This is a genomic window from Arenibacter antarcticus (assembly GCF_041320605.1).
GTDB classification, from domain to species: Bacteria; Bacteroidota; Bacteroidia; order Flavobacteriales; family Flavobacteriaceae; genus Arenibacter; species Arenibacter antarcticus.
The window spans coordinates 3,139,298-3,158,810 of the sequence record NZ_CP166679.1 but is presented as its reverse complement, the minus strand read 5'-3'; the positions used below and the strand labels follow the sequence as shown (position 1 = coordinate 3,158,810).

Below are 19,513 nucleotides of genomic sequence, written 5' to 3'. Positions count from 1 at the left end.
AAAATTATTATGTCAGTTTAATGGTTTTCCCATTCCTTTTCCTACTTAGATCGGCAGCATGCATAAATTTGAATATTTCCAATGTTTCTAATTCAGATACAGGAGGTATGCCCGAGTTAAAAAAAGTAATTATACTTTCTACCAAGGGAACATAGGAACTAAACGGACCTAAGGGAGAAATTCCCTTTTCACCAAAAGCGGTCCCTGCAATATTGGAAGCTCCCGCCCTGATTCCTCGGACCGTACCAATACGGCCATCGTCCCAAACCCCTGTTACTAGATCGGTACCCTCTCTATAGACTCTGCTTACTTCTTTGCATCCTGGGCCCATAACGGTGAAAAGCATCTCTACCCCATGAATACCATACCAAGCAAGGTCCATGTGATGGGGTTCTATTACCGCTGGGGTATATACATCCGCACCGGTGACCTTTCCGATAGCTCCATTAACCACTTCTTGGACTTTTTGATCGTATCGCAGTGCCGAGGAACTGAAAATTGGGGATTTATATTTTCTAGAGGCCGCATAGATTTTTTCGGCATCCGCAAGGTCGGCAGCTAAGGGCTTGTCAATAAACATTGGCTTCCCTGATTTAAGAACGGGAAGTGCCTGCTCATAATGTGGCCTGCCATCTATGGTTTCAAGTAGCACTACATCTACCTTTTCCAAAAGGGTTTCTATAGAATCAACGATCTCCACGCCCATGGCCATAACGGCTTTGGTAATACCTGGCTTCATCTTCAAGGCCTCAGGTATGTCCGCACTTCCATGAGGGTAGGCCGCTACTACCTTGTAACCTCCAGATACTTCGCCAGAGTTGATCATCCTAGTAAACACCTCACTATGAGAGGTATCCAGACCGATTATTCCCACACGTTTTCCCTTAAGGGGGGCAATTTCCAAATCCTTAGGTGATACAAAACTGTTAATAGGGATCGGAGCAAAGGAATAGGAAGCAACTCCAAGTGAGGCAAGACCGGTCATCTGGACAAAGGAACGTCGTCCTATATTTTTATTTTTTTTCATAATGATATTTTAATTCATACAAACATTTAATATTTTCAACTTTAACAAACAGGCTTTATTAAAAAGTACTTTTTCATTGTTTACAGAAGGTATAGTTCAGGAGCATTAGGCTTATTTAGCCATTAGAAACTCAATGATTAAAAAACTGTTTCACTATTTAGTAGTAAATTAGTTTGAATAAATAAGTGCTGAAGTAAAGTTTACTTGATATCCAGAAGGTATATCAGAACTCACTAGTTTAATGGTGTTATTTTTATTTTTCAGCTGATAGTTCCAATAAATATCTGTTTTTCGAACCAGGGTTTCTGTTGGAATTGACAAGGTTTCAGTAAATTCGTTATTAACATAGACCTCAATTTTCAAATTATGATTTGGTGAATTATAGATTGCTTTTGATGGATAGCCACTAATCACAATTCCAGCTCCCTCGAATTCTATCTCATACTCATCTTCCTCATTATCAATCATCTTCCCATCAAAGGGCCATTGATAACTAATTATTTCCTTTGGTTGCAAACCTGCGAACGATTCTTCAAACCTTACCGGGATTACTTTTTGATATCTTATTTCCACCGAATCCCTCAATATTTTTCCTCCGTGTTTGGCAATCATTTTTTCAGCATGATTATAGCTTATATCATAGGCATCCAACAAAGACATATCGATATAACTAAAATTTACGTTTTCAACTTTATCTAGCCCTTGTTTCCAGTATTTTGGAATATTGTCATATCCAATCATAGTTCCAAGTATCCCTGCTGCATTTGAAGGGTTACAGTCTGAATCTTGCCCAGCACGTGTGCTTATATCTATCGTCTTTCCATAATCAGCTTCCCCATAGAGCAGCCCAAGGACAATATATGTGGCATTTAAACTTGCTTCTATATTTAATGGTTTAAATACTCCATCAGGGCATCCGTGCTCAAATGACCATTTTTGTTGAATTTCAAACCAAGTTCTTTTCCAATCTTCTGGATAAAGTTTATGCCATTCAATTACATCAGAAATCATTTTATAAAATTGACTTTCTAGAGGGATAGCCTTAAGGGCTTCTCTGACAATGAAGTTTATATCATTACTAACAAAAGCTTGGGAGTACATAGCTGCTATAAATACGCCACCATACCACCCATCACCATAAGTCATAATGTGCCCGATTTCATCACAAATCTTCGAGGAAGAATTAATCATACCAGGTGACATAAGTCCTGCAAAATCTGCTTCTATTTGAAAATCAATATCATTGGCATGAGGATTGTTGTAATAATGTCCGGATTCTGGAGCCTCAATGCCATTTAAGATATTGTATCTAGCTGCTTGGTTTCCATGCCAAAGCGTATATCCCGCATTTGCAAACGCTTCGGCATGTAATTTTGTAGGGGCATCCAAGCCATGTTTTTCAAAGACTGAAACAAAGGTTAAGTCCATGTAAACATCATCATAAAGCCCTGGGAACTGATCATACCAAAATTTCATTTGATTTTCATCCCAAGGAATAGGAACTTTGTCATTTATCATTGACCCTAACCACTTAAACTCTGTTGGCCCTCCATAAGTACAACCAATTACCTGTCCGGCCCATCCTCCTTTTACCTTGTCTTTTAAGTCCTTTTTAGATAATACTATTTTCTCTTGATCACTAAACGCTATGTTTTTTTGGGGTTCATTGTCCAATTGGCAACCAGTTAAAATAATCAGTTGCATCCATATTATGGTGAAATTTAGATGTCTCATTTAGATGTGATGTTGCATTTTTGATTTGTACAATGTGGCTATACTAGTTTACAAGAACCTCTGATCCAGAACTAATCTTATTGGCATTAAATCCGCTATGCAACCACAATTCAGGAGTATCTTCTATATTTTCAACTTTTATAAGGTAGGATCCTTTTAGGTTTTCCTTTAGATATAATCGAATTTGGTTTCCATCTAATTCTACCTTATATAATTCAGGATCAATTTCTTCGTTATTTTGAATAAACTTAAAGTTCTTTTTCCACTCTGTTCCGAGAATTGTTACTCGTTTATTAAATGATAATTGAACACAATCCTCACCTAGGCGGGTTGCCTTTAATACTTTCGGAGGCAATTGATACATATGTCCTCCAATATGATATTCGTAGGCGGTAAATGTAGAAAAGCCATTGTTCTTAGCGCTTTCAGCAAATTCATTAAGCCATTCCTCCGATTTTATCATCTCCTTTATTGAACCAATATCGGCCTGAATCCCAACTGGAAGGTCCAAATCGACTTCTTTAATTTCACGCAGAAAATTAATATAGTCATTATGATAATTTGGTGGCAACGCTTGCTCATTTTTAATCCAATCTGGCCAATGAGTTTGAATATAATGTAAGTCTGGCTTAACCAATTTGATCATAGCTTTCACGTCCAATCCTTGATTTTCAGTTAATTGATAACTTGATTTATTACCTGCATTAATGCCCAGACTCCAAGTGGCTACCTTTATGTCTGGACGAACTTCCCGTACGCCGCCATTCCCATTATAGATCTCGTTTAGGAACTCATTAATGCCTGTAACCCTAAACTCTATCCATTTATAGTAAACACTGGGAACCTTAGTATAATAGTTTGAAGCGGATGTATTCTTAAAATCCGGCATTTCCAATCCGTAAGCTTCTTTAAACGCTTTAGCTGCATTTGGCCCTATATCCCCATAATTGGGATTAGCTGGCCCATTCCACGCTGGGAAATAGGCCTCAGCTAGTTCAATCCCATCAAATGAATACTTTGTAACTATCTCAGCTAATTTTTTTTTCTTCCACTGAACAAAATCCTTATTGAATGGAGATAAAAAAGTGAAACCTGAGGCTCCATTGTTTGTTTCTTTTAAGGACATTTTCCATTCTTGCCATCCTGCAGGATAATTTGATGTGGAATAAGTACCATTCCCCAAGGTCATTAACCAAACTTCCACCTTTGCATTACGCAACTCATCTATAAATTCTTTGTTAATAAAATTCTCGTTGGTAACAAAATAATGTACAATTTGGTAGCCATTTATCACCAATTCATCTACAATACTCTTGATTGATCGATTCTGGTAGTAAGAAAACCCCAAATCAACTTGTATCGATGGCTTAATGGCTGTAACTTTTGGGATGACAATCTCCTCTTGCTTAGTTTCCTGTTCAGCAACCTTATTAGGCTCTTCTTCTTTTCCGCAACGTATACCTAAAGAACAGATTGCTAAAACTACTAAAGCGTATTTCATTATTTTGAGATAATTAAAATTATACACCGCCATTTGAGATATTCATTTTTTAATTAAATTATTAGACATTTGTCAAACAAAACTGCATAAAGACGAAAGTGACTTCTCATTGGGAATCCAGGATGTCCTTTTATTCCGCTTTTATTCCTTGTTATACTTCATCTTATAAGCCCAAATACCGGATGTTGCACTTTCATTTGTTGGAAAGGTTGCGTAAATAAAAGCTTCATCTCCAACAATGTCTACATCAATATCTCCCCATCTATTATAATTAACCCCTCCATAAATATCTGATTCAAAAATCAGGAAATCTTCATATCCTTGATCCCCAGGTTGGATCTCTAAAGTATTATGGTCTGTTATTTCAAAAACCTTAACACTAAAAGCATCCCAAGGTAAAAACCCTTGTTCAAGAATAGCTAAGAAGCGATCTTCCTGAATATTAAATACTTTAAAGTCCAGAATTTTGTAGCTATGATTAGCATAATTCAACCGCTGGATATCAAATCCAGATGTTAAAATATCAAAGCGACTTCCTTGTTCACGATTTGGGTCAGAACCATCCGTTTGGAAAAATGTTAAATAATGATCTGAATCATCTTCCAAACTTGCCCTCTGAATGGAGGCGAATAGCCAATCACCACCAGCACTTGCATACTTCATTGATGTTGGAATCACGTTAACTGGTATCCCATTATTAAATTCCCAATAATAAAAAGTGTCATTGCTTTCGGTAGTTGCATATACATATGCCTTGCCACTTTTTAAATTTCCAATAACACTAATTTTTCTTCCTAGCCCTACGGGACATCCCATGGCCTCAGAATAGTTTAAAAGCAACTCAGGCTCACTATCAATTGTATCATACAAATAGAGCATAAAACCTGCACCATAAATATTATAACGATTAACTAGAACATGACCAGCTTCATCAATACATACTTGACTTGTAAAAGTTGTTGGTGCAGGTATAATTTTTTCTAATGACCCGGATAGTTTGTTATACACTCTCACCCCACTGGTATTATCACCTGCATCCCATACATTAAAGTCGGCCACAAACAAATGGTCATTGTGCACTGCCATACCAGAAATATTTGTACGCACTATGCCTAAATCAGTAGCATTTTTAAACCAAATATGTTTAAATACCGTTTTAGGCAAAACAGGAATTACTTTAATATGATAATTATAAGGTACTTTATCTCCATCTAATACTGTGATTTTCACAACATCAGTAAAATCCATTTCTCCTTGAATGTTAGGTGTAACTACTGCATTATGGGCTAAGCTGGCGTATGCATTTAAGCGACTTAGATCTACAGGGTCTTCATCGGTAGTTGGGATTTTTATGTATAAAGTATCACCGTCGTTAAATGAAGCGTCCTGAAGGCTTCGGTATTCAGATGATTCTCCAATTTTTTTAACTATAAAGTTCAACAAAGGAGATTCTTGAATATTATCAAATTCCTGATATTGAGCTGTTTCACAAGATGTTATTAAACACACAGCCAATATCAATAGGTATAATAATTTTATATCTTTCATATTATAGATTTTCTATTCCCATTCTGGGAATTGTTTTATTAAAGGATTTCGTTGCAATTCAACAGTTGGGATGGGGAAACGATTGTAGCGATCTGGAAAATTATGATTTCTGCCATTATCAATGTTTAAAACCTCGTACTCAAAATTTGAATCATCAATTTTAGTAATTTTAGTGCCTTCCCATTGCAAATTACCCAGTATATCACTGGCTAAACCCCATCGTCTTAAATCCCAATATCGGTGACCTTCGAAGGCTAGTTCAATTTTACGCTCATGATGAAGGAGGTCCATAAATCCCTTCTTTGTGGAAGCATCAACCAGTTGTGTAAATCCAGCACGTTCACGCACTTCGTTTAAAGCTTTCAGTGCTTCTACTAGATTGTCTTGTTGTGCCATAGCTTCCCCATAGATTAAGAGAATTTCTGCGTATCGCATATAGTAATAGGTCAATTCACCTGGTTCAAAACCTACATCTTGGGTTTTTACACTTCCATCGAAAAGCTTTCTCATGTAATAACCTGTACTAGTAGTTCCTCCTCCAACGGCAAAACCATCGACACCATTTACAAAGGTTTCAATATTTCTCCCTTTCCATTCGGATCCATTATACAATATCGACGCATAAAACCGTTCTTCTCGGTTTGCATAAGGGCTATCCTTATGTGCTGGATTATCCCAATCAAAGCTGGATCCATCTGCCATTTGGTATGAAGAAACCAAATTCTCAGTTGGACTAACCTGTGAGTATCCCTGATCTCCGGGAGGAGTGTAGAAATAGTCAAAGCTATATCCAAAATCTGGGGAAGTAAATCCAAACTCTACGATACTTTCTGGATTATTAATATTAGCGGATCTTCTTAACTTAAATAAATCTGCATAACTAGGATATAATCCGTATTGCCCCATATCCATAACTTCTTTTGCCGCATCTGAAGCTTTTTTCCAGCGCTCTGCATAAAGCATAACCCTTGCCTTTAAACCATATGCTGCACCTTTAGTTAACTTCCCTAATGGAACTTCTCCCTTATTAGGTAGATTAAGAGCAGCGAAGTCAAGGTCCTTTTCGATAAAGCTCCAGGTCACTTCGGAAGTGGATAATGGATGATGTTCTTCTTTTGGTAAATCATCAAATAGTATCGCCTGGCCACCATATCGTTTTGCTAACTCAAAATAAACATGAGCCCTAAACCAGCGCACTTCGCCTTCCGCTCGTTTTACAATTAGTGGGTCCAATTTATCTCCGTTTTTTTTAAGACCATCCAGAAATTCATTACACGTACGAATCCAGCTATATCCCCAATTCCAATTTCCAAGAGGATTACTTGCAGAGGTAATTTCGATACTCCCATAAGCCATAAGATTTTGATAATCTGTAGGGGAATTCATTTTTAAAATATCGGTATTTGCATCCAGCCCTACAGCTGGAGAGTAGTAGCTTTGGCCAATTAATGGATAAAATGTATTGAGATACAACTCTAAGTTTTCTTCACTACTCCATGCAACCTCATCACTATAAGAATCTGTTATTTCAGGTTCGATATCACAACTCCAAAATAAAAAACTCAATATTAATGCGGCAATTTTAATCTTATATTTCATAGTTTATAATTTTTATGATTAAAATGTAAGTCTAAGTCCTAATTCGTAGAATTTTTGTTGTGGGTAATAACCTTGATTCACATCAGGCATTTCGGGATCAAAATGTTTTAAATAATCAAGAGTGAATAGATTGCTTCCAGACACATATATACGCGCTTTGAGGTTGTCATTTTGAAATTGAGGTATGGTATATCCAACCTGAAGACTTTTTAACCTAGCATAAGATCCATTCACCACCCACCAGTCCGAAAACTTTCCTCCAGATTGTCGATTTTCTATTCCAAGCCGAGGATACTTAGCATTAGTATTTTCAGGAGTCCAAGCTCCTTCTACCGCAAACAACGGTGTATTGCCATCATTCCAAAAAGGTTTAGAGTAAAAGGTGTCATCATGAAATCCACGATCGGAATAATAACCTGCTAAAGCAACATCAGATAACGCTGCACCCTGAATAAATATGTTAAAATCGAAGTTACTGTAATTTGCCTGCAAATTCAATCCAAACATTAACTCGGGCTCTGTGCTTCGCCCTATTATGCTCCAATCTTGGTCAAAAGTTATACGACCATCACCATTAATGTCCACAAGTTTAACATCTCCTGGAAGTGTTGGGCCATATAAGGCACTTTGACGAATTTCTTCTTCTGATTGAAAAAGTCCAGTCGACTTGAATCCATATTTTTGACCAATAGGCTTACCAGTAAGAAGGCGATCTTTAGGCACATTGGGGTTTTCTGTTGTTCTAATCACCTTATTTCGTGCCCATGAAATATTACCTTTTATATTATATTGGAAATCTTTAATTTGATCTTTATATGTCAAATCAATTTCAAAACCTCGATTATCTACAATCCCATCATTAATTGTCGCCGGGAAGTAACCGCCAATTGATGGTGGTTTTAAACCACTTTGGGACTGCAATATATCGGTAGTTACCATGTAAAATACATTTGCATCTATGCCAAACTTGTTATTGAAAAATGCACTTTCAAAACCCGCATTATATGAGGTTGTTTTCTCCCAGCTAATTCTCTCGTTAGGAACTCTATCCACAGTCAGTGGCCTCGACAATCTATCTCCTAACAGAGCTATAGGGTCTTTTCCCAAACTCATTGTTCGCATATATGAATAGCGACCTATGGCATCATTTCCTAATTTACCGACAGATGCTTTTAATTTTAAATCATTGAAAAAAGATATCTGATTCTGCCAGAAAGATTCATCAGATAATCGCCATCCGAGACTTACGGCTGGAAAGAACCCCCAGCGATTACTCTCGGCAAAGTTTGGAGATCCATCTAATCTACCAGTAAATTCAACTAGGTATTTATTATCATAGGAATATGTCAAACGGTTCACATAACCAGCACGCCTAAATGAGTCATGACCTCCTTTAACCAGATTATCAATTACCTCCTCTCCATAACTTAGATCCATGATATCTTGGATAGGAAATCCTTTTCTTCCCCCAGAAAGACCAGTACCACCATTTTCAATATATTCATATAGGAACAACCCGCCTACACTATGCTTATCAAAATCTCGATTATAGTTTACCGAAGACTGAATTGTTGAAGTCCATGCATCAGCGAACCATTGATTAATCACAGCTTCACCACTGAGGCTATGTCGAGCATAACCTTCATTATAGGAATCTGTACCAAGATTATACATCATCAATTTGTAAGGTAAAAGGGTAGCCTTTATCACGCTATATCCCTTATCATGAGCTGCATTAACTTTAAAACTTAATCCTTGAATAGCGGGTAGATTGTACTTTAATGAAATACTCCCCTCAAATTTGTTCGCATGGGTTGTATTTGATCCGGATAGATCTCTAGCAGTAATTGGATTTTGATTCCCATTACCTGGATTCATACTTCCTACTGGCTTGCCTTCAGGAGTATATGCAGCCAAATAAGGATACGACATTATAGCTTGAGAAAAAATTGAAGCATATGAATTTCCGATTCCAGCAGTCAAACCAGGTTGCTTGGTGTCAGAAGTACCAGCTCCAATTTTAAATCCAATTTCAAAATTATTTGAAACTTTGGCATCTATATTAGCGCGTAGGTTATACCGGTCATAAGAAGTTCGACTTATAATTCCTTCTTGATTGTAAGAGCCTAATGAAATAAAATATTTAACAGATTCAGTACCACCTCGAAGGGAAATGTTTTTTGTATAACTCGGAGCAGAGTTATTAAATAACAAATTAAACCAGTCTGTATTCGCGAAGACCCCTTGTGGATCACCATTCTGAATACGGTCCATCTGTTCTGGTGTAAATCGCCTTCCTGGTTCTGGAACCCCATCCATTTCTTGTGCTTTATTAAACCAATAAGCGTATTCTGGGCCATTTAAAAAACGTGGAAACCGCGTGTTTGAACTAATTGATACTGCCGAATTAAAAGTCACTTCAGGTTTTTGCTCAATCCCTTTTTTAGTGGTAATTTCTATAACACCATTAGAAGCCCTAACCCCATAGACAGCTGCAGAAGCAGCATCTTTCAATACGGTTATGGACTCAATTTCATCAGGATTAACTGAGGGGAAAGGTCTAGGTATACCATCTACCACTACTAATGGAGTATTGCTTCCTAAAGTACTTAATCCTCTTACTTTAAATGAAGCTCCATCTTTACCAGGCTGACCACTTTGTTGTTTGGTTATTACACCTGACAATTTTCCTTGCAACATAGACGAAAGATTCATGTTAGGACTAGTTATTAGGTCTTTGGAAGTTATTTGTGATACAGAACCTAAAATATCAGCTTTCTTCTGTGTTCCATAGCCCACTACAACAACCTCATCTAAACCTGCAGCACTTTCCTCCAAAATAACATTGAGAACAATCTGACCGCCTACAAGAACTTCCTTGGTGGAAAAACCAATATAAGAAACTACCAATGTAGCATTGGCATCCGTTAAGTCAAGAGTGAATTTCCCATCAAAATCGGATTGAACACCATTAGTTGTTCCTTTTTCAACTATGCTTGCACCTGGCAATGGCATACCTTCTGAGTCTGAAATGGTTCCAGAAACTTGAAACTGTACATTACTCGAAACTGTAGGAGATTTGATTGATTTCCCAATTTTCTTAATCTCCTTTTCCTTAAGTAAAATTTTCCTATCATCCAATTCATAAGAAACATCCATTTCCTTAAAAAGCAACTCCAATATTCTCTCTACAGATGCCTTCTTAACTTTTATGGATACCTTCCTGTTTAAATCTATTGTTTTCGTATTAAAAATAAACTTGAACTCGGTCTTCGTCTCAATTTCGTCTAAAACAGTTTCAACAGTTGCAATTCCTAGATCCAAAGAAATTTTAGTCTTCTGTGAATAGGTCGAATTTGCCTGCATTACAAATGACACGGTTAGCAAAAACAGAAGTGATAACTTCATTTTTAAATTAAATTTTAAGCACCAAGGGAAAAGTTCCCCTGAGTTTGGCGGTTTTTTCATAAGTTTGAATGTTTATTAGTGGTTATACTTACTTTAGGTTTAATCACATTACCAAATCGGGGGATGTTACAGCATTTCCCGATTTCTTCTTTGAAAGTTTGAAACTTCATTAAATAGGTAACATGATTTACTTTACTTCATTGGAGTTAAGTCATGATGGAAATGTTTAATTTATTATTATTTTATTTTCAACTATTTGATATTCTATTTGATATACCTTATTAAAGTAATTCAGGACCTGTTCCATGGTCTCATGCTGCGTTTCAATAGTGGCATTAAAGGTTTCATTAGCCAAGGTTTTATTGTTGTTGATTATGATCACATTATAATGTCGTTCTAGCTTTTGAATAATTTTTTCAAATGAAAGGTCTCTAAATACCAAGTTTCCGTTTCTCCATGAGGTGTAAATAGAAGTGTTTACCTTTTCTTTGTCTATAGTTCTAGCTTCCTTATTATAACTTCCTTTAAATCCAGGGTCTAGGAAAAACTCATTATTTGAAATATCTAGATTTGAGTTATGCATAAGACTTACTGAACCTTCAAGAAGTACTACCTCCGTGGACTCCTCCTCTGGATAATTAGAAACATTAAAAGTGGTCCCGTACACCTTGATATCCAACTGTTGCGTATTTACAATAAAAGGAGATTTGTTATTATGAGCTACTTCAAAATATGCCTCCCCTGTTAAAAAGACTTTTCGTCCTTCATTTGGCAAAAAGGTTGTTGGATATCTTAAAGAACTCTCCGCGTTTAAAAAGACTTTAGTCCCATCGTACAATTCAATAGAAAATTGCTTTCCCTTAGGTACACTTAGTGTGTTATAACTTAATTTTATCTCTGAGGTATTTTTATCATACACCAATTTCTTACCCTTTTGCACACCAACCACCTTTCCTTCAGTATTTACTAACTCTGAAGTGGCATCATCGGCAATAATCTCAACTTCCCCATTGCCAAACTCCAAGGTTACCGCATCAACCTTAGGTGAAATTCTTTCTATTTGGATATTATCTAATAGTGTTTGTTGAAGGTAATACCCAAATCCCACGAAAAATAGAGCGATTGCGGCATATTTATAAACCGATTTAAGCCTGATCTTCTTTTCACTAGTGCCTTTTCTTATCTCCTTCAGTAACTTCAATCTAATTTGCTCTGTATCTGGATCGTTCATAGCTAATGTAATGGCGAAATGGGTTTTAACATAATCCTTAAAAATAACCTCATTCCCTGGATATTGAATCCATGTATTTAATCTATCCAATTCTTCAGCATTTGCTGATTGAAAAAGATACTTTGTAATAAGATGTTCAATTTCTTGGGTAATCATTTTATACTGTACATTTATAGTAATACAGAGCAGATTTAGAATACCCTACCTTTTTAGTTGAAATTTTTTTTATTTCTAAATTATACATAGTTTTAGATGCAAATTCAATAAAGCTTGTATGGAAGTCTATAACAATGAAGAATTAACTGAGCAACTTATACATGGAAATGAAAAAGCTTATATGATCTTGTTGGATACCTACCACAGAAGGCTATATGCTTATGCACTGACTTTGTCAGGCAATCCAGATGCTGCAAAGGATATTGTTCAAAATGTGTTTTTAAATACCTGGAGATTTAGAAAAACATTGAACCCCAATTTATCGATCCAAAGTTTCCTATTCAAATCTGTGTACAATGCCTTTGTGAATCATTACCAACAGCAGAAAGCTACTATGGTATTGCAAAATAGATATGTGGAGGCCTTAAAGGTGGTGGTTGAGGAATCACATGAAAATGATTTAGAGCGAATGATTAAGGTGATGAATACCGAAATTGATAACCTACCCCCTAAATGTAGAGAGATTTTTATTTTGAGCAAAAAAGAGGGTCTCACCAATCGAGAAATATCGGAGCATTTAAATATAACAATAAAAGCAGTGGAAGCTCAAGTCACTAAAGCTTTTGGGATTCTAAGGCTAAAATTAGGGGAGAAATACAAGATGATATTATACGCATTTATGGGGTTGACCTCAGAAAAATTGACCTCAGATTGAGATCATTACCAATTCTTCTTCTTCCATTTTACAACACCGTAATAGACATACAATTTTCATTTAATTATAATTCAAAATCCCCTTATCCCTCGGCTCAACATACCGTTCCCTCCTCCCCTTCGATCAGCTCCTTTTCCAAGTAGTCTTCATTATGGAATAGTGCATCAAATTCAGTGACCAGTTCCTTGATGGCTTTTCTGTCCGAAATACGGATCCGAGTTTCGTAGTTATTTCTAGTACCATTACCTGTGAAGTTCAAGGATCTCAAATTAGTGATCTTATTGTCAATAAAGTTTATCCTCCCTCCTAGTTGCCTCAAATTTGCACTATTTATTTCTATAGAATTCTCAATATCGTCATGGGTTTTTACCAAACTTGCAATTCGCTATTGTAAGATCGTAGGAACTTAAACCTACCACCATTCTGTAGATTAATCACCCAAAAAACACAACGCGTTGATTCTTTTTTAAGAGAATGGGAGAATAAGGCCTACTCTGCATTACCTTTAAACCCTTCACATGGGTAATTTACGTTACGATTTTTAAAGGTTTTGGAGGGTACCATTTTTGCGTAATCAAGGAAACTACAAAGATAGTAATCATCCCTGAGGCCATTGCAAAGGTTCTAAACGGAAATAGCACTTCTCCACCCTGCGTCATGGGGTAGTCTAGAAGTATGGGAATACCCAAAGTAGCATCTCCGCCACCAAAGCGCAAAATAAAGCTGACTATAAATCCAGCCAAGGATCCGATGAAATTTGCCTTCTTAAAAAACAATGCGGTAACCAGTTGTGGGAACAGTAATACATAGACAAAATCACTACATAGGAACCACAATGCGTAAACACTGGTAATGTTGAGTGCCAATAAGGTAGCTGCAATTCCAATGATCCAGATACACCGTTTAATCACCTTTGCTAGACCTTCGTTCGACACCTTTGGTTTAAAAATTGGTCGGTAAACGTTCCAACTGGTCATAGAGGATGCTGAGAGTATAGAGGAATCCACGGAGGACATTACAGCGGCGGCAATGGCACCGAGACCAATAGTGGCTACAACACTTGGCGTTAGATAGCGTACTACATATGGAAGTATCAATGCGGAGTTTTCTGGAGGACCTGGCGCTCCAAATGCCTCCCATGACTCAACCGACTGGCCGATCATTCCGATCATTACAGGCGGTATAGCTGCAAGGATACAGACAAAGCCTGCAATAATGGACAACCGCATGGCAGTCTTTTCATTTTTGGAAGATAAGACCCGCTGAAAGTAAACCTGCCACGGAATACCTCCAAAAACAAGGAGAAGGGCAAAATCCCACCAATTATAATAATAATCACCCAACGCTTCCTTTGTGGGCAGGAAATGTGCCATATCACCCATATTTGATTGGTACTTACTCCAGACAAGATCCCATCCTCCTACTTGATCGAGTGCAAACGGGATTACCATTATCAATCCAAAAATTAGCAGACAAAGTTGCACTACATCCGTCAATGCCACCGCCCACATTCCTCCAATGGCCGTATAAGCGATCGCTATCAGGGAAGACATTACAATGGCTGTTCGTATATCCAGACCGAGAATAGTGGCAAATGTTGCTCCTAAAGCGGTTAATATGGCAGCGGTCCAGAATATTTCACCCAACAAAGCTGGAAAATAGAGAAGTACCGTCATTTTTTTGCCATACCGTTGTGATAGTGGATCGAGTATGGTCTTGAAACGAAATCGTCGCATTTTCCTAGCAAAGAACAGGCCACCAATTATGAGGCTTAGTCCATAGCCCCATGGTGCCTGCACCCACATTAGGCCATAATTACTGTCGTATGTATATTCGGCGGCCCCGTTGATGTAACCACCGCCCACCCATGTGGCGCTCATCGTAAAGATTCCTATCCATAGGGGAATACTCCTCCCCGCCAACAAGATATCGTCTGCCCCACTTCCAGATTGCCGCATAGTGGCCGCATACGTCCCCATATAAAAAATTAGCCCGTAAAAAAATATCATGGCTATAAAGCCGGGCCAAAAAACGGGAGAATCCGTAAATAGATAAAGATATGCACCGGCCAAAGTCAATGCCAGAATGAGGTATAGTGTAGGTAGTAACGTCTTTATCGTTTTATGGTCAAACATAGGGGATTGGCTTTATTAGTTATTTTGTGGAGTTTATAGTTTTTCATACTCCTGTTTCGGGAGGCAAGGTGGGATGCCCAAGAATGAGGTCGGCCGCTTTTTCAGCGATCATCATAACGGGAGCATAGATATTGCCATTGGTAATAGAAGGCATAACGGACGCATCTACCACTCTAAGATTTTGCACCCCGTGAACCCTAAGCTCGTCATCTACTACTGCCATATCATCTAGTCCCATCTTACAGGTACAACTGGGGTGGTATGCACTTTCCCCTTCCCGTGCAACCCAATCCAAGATCTCTTCTTCGGTCTGTACCGATTTTCCAGGCGATATTTCCTTGCCTCTGTATTTTTCCATAGCGGAAGTTTCTATCAACTCTCTGGTCTTTCTAACGGCAGCAACCCAATCCTCCCGTTCCTGTTGGGTAGATAAGTAATTGAACAGGATGGATGGCGCTTCGTAAGGATCAGAGGACTTAATCTTTACATGCCCACTGACATCTGTATTCATCGGACCCACGTGCAACTGAAAGCCGTGGCCTTCAGACGGGGCGGAGCCATCGTACCGGATGGCTAACGGTAAAAAGTGGTATTGAAGGTCTGGATAGGGTTTTTCCTTTCTACTTTTGATAAACCCTCCTGCCTCAAAGTGATTAGTGGCGCCCGGACCTTTACGTCGAAAAAGCCAATCTAGCCCAATTTTTGGAGCTCGCCAGGGGCTAAGATTGGGGTACTCGCTTATAGGTTCCTTGCAGGCCCATTGCATATAGACCTCCAAATGGTCTTGCAGGTTTGCGCCAACGCCTGGCAAATTTTGGACAACTGGAATGCCGTGGTGCTTTAATTCATCCGCATCTCCTATCCCCGAGAGTTGAAGCAATTGTGGCGAATTAATGGCCCCTCCACATAAAATCACCTCACTTGAGGCCTCGGCCTTAAACATTTTTCCGCCCTTTTTGTATTCCACGCCTACGGCCTTTTTTCCATCAAAAAGAATCCTGTGGACCATTGCCTTGGTATGTACCGTTAGGTTGGGTCTGTTTTTTACGGGATGTAGATAGGAACGCGCGGCGCTACGCCGTCTTCCCTGGTATATTGTTTGGTCGAACTTACCAAAGCCTTCTTGCTGAGCCCCGTTAACATCATCGGTCAAAGGATATCCGGCTTCTTGGACCGATTCGAAAAACGCCTTGAACAACGGATTTTCGTTTTTTGGGGTTGTGAGTTTTAAAGGGCCTTTATCCCCATGGTATTTGTCTGGACCTACAAGCCGTGTCTCCAATTTTTTAAAATAAGGCAGCACATGCGCATAGTCCCAATGGCCTAATCCCTTTTCCTTTGCCCATTTATTGTAATCCCCCTTATTACCTCGGATCCAGATCATTCCGTTTATGGAACTGGAGCCCCCCAACACCTTGCCCCTGGGCTGAGCGATTCTACGTTGGTTCATAAAAGGCTCTGGATCGGAGGAATATCCCCAATTATAGAACGTCCCTGTTAATAAATAACTAAGTGCGGCAGGCATGTGGATTCGAAAGTCGAACCGATAATCAGGCCTACCTGCTTCTAGGACCAGAACTAGGTTGGTTGGGTCTTTACTTAGCCTATTGGCAAGTACAGATCCTGCAGAACCCCCGCCAATTATTATATAATCGTAATTCATACGTTTAGATTTTTGTCATTATTTGATGATAAACTAATTAAAATCCTGCCTTAAGGGCTGGTTGGGCAGGCTGAGAACGTGTATAACTATCTTGTTCTCGAATAAAAATTTTTGAACATCCCCTTTTTAAGAATTGATTCCCAAAATTGGTTAATGCTCATTTATGCTAGGTTAGTTTATTGAAATTTATTTGTTCAATTTGGGATTTAATAAGGACTATCGATCTTATCCATTTCCACATAAATTGTTTTTAACTGGCTGTAAGCATTCAAGGTGGCAAGACCATTCTCTTTGCCCATCCCGGATTGCTTATAAGGTCCAAAAGGTATTTCTACCGGAGTGATGTTGTAATTATTGATCCAGCACATCCCAGCCTCTAATTGATGTACTACTCGGTGTGCCCTTGCCAAGTCACGGGTAAATACTCCGGCTGCCAAACCATAGATAGTGTCATTGGCACGTTGCACAACTTCCTTTTCCTCTTTAAACGTCAAAACCGTCATTACCGGACCAAAAATTTCCTCCTGAACAATACTGGCCGATTCCTCATTGGCTTCAAAAATAGCAGGAGTTACAAAATAACCACCATAACACCCCTCAACATCAGTACGACGATCTCCGCCTATAATTAGTTTAGCCTCCTTTTTCCCCTGTTCAATATAATTAAGGACTTTTTTCAAATGCCCCTCACTGATCAAAGCACCAACCTGCGTGTCCATCTCGATGGGATCACCCAGTTTTAATTGCTTGGTCTTGGCTACCAACTTTTCCAAAAAACTCGCTTTCACGGATTCAGCCACATAAACACGGGTCCCATTGGAGCAGATTTCTCCTTGAGTATAAAAATTGGCCAACATCGCACCATTTACGGCCTCATCCAAATCTGCATCGTCAAATATGATCAAGGGTGACTTGCCTCCTAGTTCCAAGGTGACATGTTTCAGAGTAGCAGCGGCATCGGCCATTACTTTTTTACCGGTTCCCACTTCTCCTGTCAGGGAGACCTTACGTATTTTGGGATGGCGGGTTAACATCTGGCCAACTTCGGCCTCGCCCTGTACCACGTTGAACACTCCGTCTGGCAGACCGGCCTCTGTAAATACTTCAGCTAGCAATACCGCAGAGCGGGGGGTGAGTTCCGCAGGCTTAAAGATCATAGCATTACCGCAGGCCAAGGCAGGAGCAGATTTCCAGCATGCAATCTGCACCGGATAGTTCCATGCCCCTATCCCTGCACATATCCCCAAAGGCTCCCTTCGGGTGTAAGCAAAGCTTCCACCTAAATCGTAATGTTCCCCATGGAGGGAAGCGGCAATTCCTCCATAATATTCCAAGGCATCGGCTCCCGAATGGATATCCACCGAAATAGCCTCTGAAAGTGGCTTCCCTGTATCCTCTACTTCAATTTTGGCGATTTCTTCGTTTCTGGAGCGTAATATCTCGGCTGCTTTTCGAAGAATGCGGCCACGTTCCGTTGGCGACATGGCAGACCAAACTTGAAACCCGGATGCTGCGGACCTCACCGCCGCTTCTACGTCATCAGCAGAGGCAGACCGTATTGTATGGGTCAACTTTCCTGTAGCCGGATTAATATTGTCAAAATACCGGTCGGATGTTGCCTCACGTTTCGCCCCATCATAATATAAAAATGAATTTTGCTCTACCATCGATTCTCCTTTAATTTTAATATACTATTTCAATAATTATATCACTTCCAAGTGCCCGCGAGAATTTTTTCCAATCCCGTTTAATTACCTAACACTTGACTACAATAGTGTCTATTTTATCCGCCTTACAAATCCCTTTATTCGATTTGAGGTGCGACACTATCTAGATCCTCGAATTTTAGGATATCCATAGCGGCATGCTTATATCGGTTCTGTTTTTTGCAATACTCTTCCCCCTTATCGTACATGGAGAGATAGTAATACGAACCTTCCACCAAAATAAAAATAAGGTCTGCCGCACTCTCAGGGTTGTCTACTTGCACCTCCCCGTTTTGTTTAGCCTCCTCAATGGCCTCTGTAAGCCATGCTCTCAAATGTTCGTGCAATTCTTTGTATGCAGCCTTAATATTCTTATCGCGGAATACCAAGGTAAAGCAGTCATAAAATACCTCATCATCTATCAAATTGTTCCATTCCCTAGAGAATAGGTTGTCAATAATATTTTTCAGCCGAGATCCATACTCCGCCTCCACATACTCTAAAGTGTAAAAATTCTTATAGGATTCAAGTATAAATTTTATAAGCCCAAAAATCAAGGCATTCTTGGATCCGAAATAATGGGATACCAAACTGGAATTAATCCCCATTTCCCTTGCCACCTTAGCCATCGAAGCGTGTATTAGACCCTCCCTACGTGCCACCTTATAAAAAGCTTCGACAATCTCCTTTTGCCGAACATCCTTCAAACTTTTTCTTCCCATACTATGGATATAAATAATATACTTTTACAATATTAATAAAATAGAATTTAAATTGATTGGTCATTCAATCAAAATATTTTATTAATTTAGGCGTCGGTCGATTAACATCCCTTCAACCGTCAGGAAATAACCTTGTGATTTTTAAACTCACGGACTATTTTGCAGAGGAAACTCAAGGAATACTTCTCGATGTGCAGAAGAACTCCGAAGTTATATTGGGTTTAGTCCTGAAGTTGTTTTTAGTCAGCGCGTCATACGTAGGATATCGCAGCAAAATAAAAATGATCGAAGAAGCGAAAAGAACTGAAACCAAATTATATAAACTCTGGCAAAGGTTAAACACTAGTAGTATTAAGAAAAGATTAGAG

13 protein-coding genes are annotated in these 19,513 nt (G+C 38.8%); 1 reads left to right on the top strand and 12 read right to left on the bottom strand.

Features of this window, described 5'->3' with window-relative positions; genetic code table 11:
• Window positions 1–7: 7 nt before the first annotated feature.
• From KCTC52924_RS13105 to KCTC52924_RS13075, 7 genes are all read right to left on the bottom strand, one after another.
• The gene (locus KCTC52924_RS13105; RefSeq protein WP_251806516.1) at window positions 8–1,027 is read right to left on the bottom strand and encodes a Gfo/Idh/MocA family protein; all 1,020 of its coding nucleotides are present in this window, start codon (window positions 1,025–1,027) and stop codon (window positions 8–10) included.
• 168 nt (window positions 1,028–1,195) lie between these two features.
• Complete coding sequence (locus KCTC52924_RS13100; protein ID WP_251806515.1) at window positions 1,196–2,731, bottom strand: ADP-ribosylglycohydrolase family protein; 1,536 nt, start codon at window positions 2,729–2,731, stop codon at window positions 1,196–1,198.
• Between the two features lie 73 nt (window positions 2,732–2,804).
• Window positions 2,805–4,262: a hypothetical protein gene (locus tag KCTC52924_RS13095; RefSeq protein ID WP_251806514.1), complete on the bottom strand. Its 1,458-nt coding sequence runs from the start codon at window positions 4,260–4,262 to the stop codon at window positions 2,805–2,807.
• 141 nt (window positions 4,263–4,403) lie between these two features.
• The gene (locus KCTC52924_RS13090) at window positions 4,404–5,810 is read right to left on the bottom strand and encodes a DUF5018 domain-containing protein (RefSeq protein ID WP_251806513.1); all 1,407 of its coding nucleotides are present in this window, start codon (window positions 5,808–5,810) and stop codon (window positions 4,404–4,406) included.
• Between the two features lie 12 nt (window positions 5,811–5,822).
• Window positions 5,823–7,409 (bottom strand): RagB/SusD family nutrient uptake outer membrane protein, encoded by a 1,587-nt coding sequence (locus tag KCTC52924_RS13085; RefSeq protein ID WP_251806512.1) that lies wholly within the window; start codon window positions 7,407–7,409, stop codon window positions 5,823–5,825.
• Between the two features lie 18 nt (window positions 7,410–7,427).
• Window positions 7,428–10,877: a TonB-dependent receptor gene (locus tag KCTC52924_RS13080; RefSeq protein WP_251806511.1), complete on the bottom strand. Its 3,450-nt coding sequence runs from the start codon at window positions 10,875–10,877 to the stop codon at window positions 7,428–7,430.
• A 166-nt stretch (window positions 10,878–11,043) separates the two neighbouring features.
• Complete coding sequence (locus KCTC52924_RS13075; RefSeq protein ID WP_251806510.1) at window positions 11,044–12,204, bottom strand: FecR family protein; 1,161 nt, start codon at window positions 12,202–12,204, stop codon at window positions 11,044–11,046.
• Window positions 12,205–12,322: 118 nt separating this feature from the next.
• On the opposite strand from KCTC52924_RS13075, the gene KCTC52924_RS13070 reads away from it, so the two are divergent.
• Window positions 12,323–12,919 carry an RNA polymerase sigma factor gene (locus KCTC52924_RS13070; protein ID WP_251806509.1) on the top strand — a complete coding sequence of 199 codons (597 nt, stop codon included), beginning with the start codon at window positions 12,323–12,325 and terminating at the stop codon, window positions 12,917–12,919.
• Window positions 12,920–13,013: 94 nt separating this feature from the next.
• Here the strand turns inward: KCTC52924_RS13070 and KCTC52924_RS13065 are convergent, their stop codons facing one another.
• The 5 genes from KCTC52924_RS13065 to KCTC52924_RS13045 all read right to left on the bottom strand — a co-directional run bounded on the left by KCTC52924_RS13065 (window position 13,014) and on the right by KCTC52924_RS13045 (window position 19,145).
• Window positions 13,014–13,238: a phospholipase D-like domain-containing protein gene (locus KCTC52924_RS13065; RefSeq protein WP_251806508.1), complete on the bottom strand. Its 225-nt coding sequence runs from the start codon at window positions 13,236–13,238 to the stop codon at window positions 13,014–13,016.
• A 208-nt stretch (window positions 13,239–13,446) separates the two neighbouring features.
• Window positions 13,447–15,054 carry a sodium:solute symporter family protein gene (locus tag KCTC52924_RS13060; RefSeq protein ID WP_251806507.1) on the bottom strand — a complete coding sequence of 536 codons (1,608 nt, stop codon included), beginning with the start codon at window positions 15,052–15,054 and terminating at the stop codon, window positions 13,447–13,449.
• Between the two features lie 43 nt (window positions 15,055–15,097).
• Window positions 15,098–16,717 carry a choline dehydrogenase gene (betA, locus tag KCTC52924_RS13055; RefSeq protein WP_251806506.1) on the bottom strand — a complete coding sequence of 540 codons (1,620 nt, stop codon included), beginning with the start codon at window positions 16,715–16,717 and terminating at the stop codon, window positions 15,098–15,100.
• 206 nt (window positions 16,718–16,923) lie between these two features.
• A complete protein-coding gene (gene betB / locus KCTC52924_RS13050) occupies window positions 16,924–18,384 on the bottom strand; it encodes a betaine-aldehyde dehydrogenase (RefSeq protein WP_251806505.1) in 1,461 nt (486 codons plus the stop codon).
• Between the two features lie 137 nt (window positions 18,385–18,521).
• Window positions 18,522–19,145, bottom strand: coding sequence for a TetR family transcriptional regulator (locus tag KCTC52924_RS13045; RefSeq protein ID WP_251806504.1), 624 nt, complete (start codon window positions 19,143–19,145; stop codon window positions 18,522–18,524).
• Window positions 19,146–19,513 lie beyond the last annotated feature (368 nt).

Coding starts and splice junctions, on each gene's coding strand:
- KCTC52924_RS13105 (WP_251806516.1), bottom strand. CDS start 1,027: ATGAAAAAAAATAAAAATATAGGACGACGTTCCTTTGTCCAGATGACC.
- KCTC52924_RS13100 (WP_251806515.1), bottom strand. CDS start 2,731: ATGCAACTGATTATTTTAACTGGTTGCCAATTGGACAATGAACCCCAA.
- KCTC52924_RS13095 (WP_251806514.1), bottom strand. CDS start 4,262: ATGAAATACGCTTTAGTAGTTTTAGCAATCTGTTCTTTAGGTATACGT.
- KCTC52924_RS13090 (WP_251806513.1), bottom strand. CDS start 5,810: ATGAAAGATATAAAATTATTATACCTATTGATATTGGCTGTGTGTTTA.
- KCTC52924_RS13085 (WP_251806512.1), bottom strand. CDS start 7,409: ATGAAATATAAGATTAAAATTGCCGCATTAATATTGAGTTTTTTATTT.
- KCTC52924_RS13080 (WP_251806511.1), bottom strand. CDS start 10,877: ATGAAAAAACCGCCAAACTCAGGGGAACTTTTCCCTTGGTGCTTAAAA.
- KCTC52924_RS13075 (WP_251806510.1), bottom strand. CDS start 12,204: ATGATTACCCAAGAAATTGAACATCTTATTACAAAGTATCTTTTTCAA.
- KCTC52924_RS13070 (WP_251806509.1), top strand. CDS start 12,323: ATGGAAGTCTATAACAATGAAGAATTAACTGAGCAACTTATACATGGA.
- KCTC52924_RS13060 (WP_251806507.1), bottom strand. CDS start 15,054: ATGTTTGACCATAAAACGATAAAGACGTTACTACCTACACTATACCTC.
- betA (WP_251806506.1), bottom strand. CDS start 16,717: ATGAATTACGATTATATAATAATTGGCGGGGGTTCTGCAGGATCTGTA.
- betB (WP_251806505.1), bottom strand. CDS start 18,384: ATGGTAGAGCAAAATTCATTTTTATATTATGATGGGGCGAAACGTGAG.
- KCTC52924_RS13045 (WP_251806504.1), bottom strand. CDS start 19,145: ATGGGAAGAAAAAGTTTGAAGGATGTTCGGCAAAAGGAGATTGTCGAA.